A 2,208-nucleotide genomic window follows, 5' to 3' on the forward strand; every position below is an offset into this window, starting at 1 on the left:
GCACGCGACCCTCCTCCTCTAGACCCACGCCACAAACGCTACATATCTTGGGCCGAACAGTATTGGACCTGTCCCCGTTTACCCCACGACACGTTGGTATCGACTAACGCCCGAGTATCGCATCCACTCGACGGAGTATATTGAAGAGGTGGGAGGATTTCGATGAACCAAGCCGATGCGATACAGAAAGCTTCGGAGTTTACGCTTAAGGCGATGGGGAGAAGTGTGGAGCCGGAGTCTGCCACGATTGTCGAGCGTCCCGATGGACGTCGCTACTGGTCGATCGCCTACCGACAAGAGGCGTTCTTGCCTGATGAGGCAGCGGCGGGCGCCGTCATGGACGGCCCTTACGTGCTTCGTGTTGATGACGCCAGCGGTGAAGTCTCTGTGCTTGGATGATTGGGCTCCGCCGCGTCCTCGGCCTTCCACACATCCGGCAGGAACTGCTCAAGGTCTTCACGCGGCGTCTGCCCGATCTTCGCTAGCACGCTGGTGAGGTAGCGTTGGGGATCGACCTGGTGTCGTTCGCAACTGGCGATCAGCGACCACAGCCTGGCGTGGTTCTCGGCGGCCGCATCGTTTCCGGCGAAGAGCCAGTTCTTGCGGCCGATGGCCACCCGCTTGAGGGCCCGCTCGCTGGCGTTGTTATCGATGTTGAGGTAGCCCCGCGTGGTGAAAGTCGTGAGCGCGGTCCACTGGTTCTGGGCGTAGGTGATCGCCTTGGCGATTGGGCTGCGAGGCAGCACGAACTCCTGCTCGGCGTCGAGCCACGCCTTGGGGGGAAAACGGGAAAACGGGGACAGGTTCAGTTACGGGTGGGGCTCTTATTTATGCAAACTGGACCTGTCCCCGTTTACCCCACGATGTTGAGGTAGCCCCGCGTGGTGAAAGTCGTGAGCGCGGTCCACTGGTTCTGGGCGTAGGTGATCGCCTTGGCGATTGGGCTGCGAGGCAGCACGAACTCCTGCTCGGCGTCGAGCCACGCCTTGGGGGGAAAACGGGAAAACGGGGACAGGTTCAGTTACGGGTGGGGCTCTTATTTATGCAAACTGGACCTGTCCCCGTTTACCCCACTGCTCAACGCTTGCGTGGGCATGCGCCCCATGTTCAGCAGTGCCGCTGGCCGAGGGGCCGCCCGGTTGCCCTCACTGCTCGGCGTTCGGCTTCAACCACGACGACTCAACGGACACGACGCACGCCACGGTTCACTGTCCGTACGTCGTGTGCTTCGTGGCGTCGTGGTTATTACCCAAGCCGGGGGCCAAGCTCCTCGCTTGCGTGGGCATGTGCCCGATGTTCAGCATTGCCACGCGAGCGTGGCCAGGCCCCCGGCTCTGCTCAACGCAATGCCACCAGCCCAGTACGGACACGTTTCAGCAGCCTCCTATCCAGCGGCCCCTCCGCAACACGGCCTTGAGCTCCGACTGAAGATCACTCGAGACTGATTTCTCTCGCGTCACGAGGATCAACACCCCTCTATCGTCAACTTCCACCATCTCAACATGCTTCGCCATTCTCTTGGCAAGGGATGCGGCCGATCTCTTGAATGCACGACAGCAGAGCTCGTTGTCGAAGTAATTGACAGGAAAGAACCTATACACCGTATCTCGGCCATCAACGTTCAATCCTGTCTTCCTAGACTCTTCCACGATGAGGTTATGGGCGGAACCGTACTCATACCTGTCGAAATACAGGCACGCCCGGTAGGCCGTGAATCGCCTGGCAAAATCACCCAAGAAACCAACGACGCCATCGTCGACGAATTCAATCGAGCGATGCTCCTCAATAGACGCATAGTCGTCAGAGGAACTGTGGTCTTCTATCAGCTCTTCAGATCGGGGCACATAACAAACTGAACCAGCAAATCCCTGCGGCAAGGCCTCTGAAATGCCTAAATGCTCGTGAGGCGACACCCGCCCGCACGCTGCATCTGCTTTGGTGGCAGCCGCTTCAACTTGGCCCGACCCTGTTGAATCTAGCAAAAACGACCGATGCAGCTCACTGAGTTGCTCACCAACTCGCGCCCGTCGCCGAAACATGTACCAAACCATTGCGTTCACTCCTCCGGAAATCGAGTGGTGATTCCGTCGGCACCTAGATTCCACACGATTAGCCGGTCGCCGGGTGCCACTTTACGCCGTTAACCCTCTGAGTTGGTTAGCGGTTTGTACTTGCAGTTTGGTCGCCTTGAGGATTTTGGGCGGTGTG

3 protein-coding genes are annotated in these 2,208 nt (G+C 58.8%); all 3 read right to left on the reverse strand.

Going from position 1 to position 2,208, the window contains the following annotated elements; genetic code table 11:
- Positions 1-347: 347 nt before the first annotated feature.
- The 3 genes from Pla123a_RS24340 to Pla123a_RS24350 all read right to left on the reverse strand — a co-directional run bounded on the left by Pla123a_RS24340 (position 348) and on the right by Pla123a_RS24350 (position 2,051).
- A complete protein-coding gene (locus tag Pla123a_RS24340) occupies positions 348-746 on the reverse strand; it encodes an IS66 family transposase (RefSeq protein WP_146591961.1) in 399 nt (132 codons plus the stop codon).
- Positions 747-853: 107 nt separating this feature from the next.
- Positions 854-1,021 (reverse strand): IS66 family transposase, encoded by a 168-nt coding sequence (locus tag Pla123a_RS24345; protein ID WP_391543138.1) that lies wholly within the window; start codon positions 1,019-1,021, stop codon positions 854-856.
- A 352-nt stretch (positions 1,022-1,373) separates the two neighbouring features.
- A complete protein-coding gene (locus Pla123a_RS24350; protein ID WP_146591963.1) occupies positions 1,374-2,051 on the reverse strand; it encodes a hypothetical protein in 678 nt (225 codons plus the stop codon).
- Positions 2,052-2,208 lie beyond the last annotated feature (157 nt).

Origin of the sequence: Posidoniimonas polymericola (genome assembly GCF_007859935.1) — a bacterium.
Classification (GTDB): Bacteria; Planctomycetota; Planctomycetia; order Pirellulales; family Lacipirellulaceae; genus Posidoniimonas; species Posidoniimonas polymericola.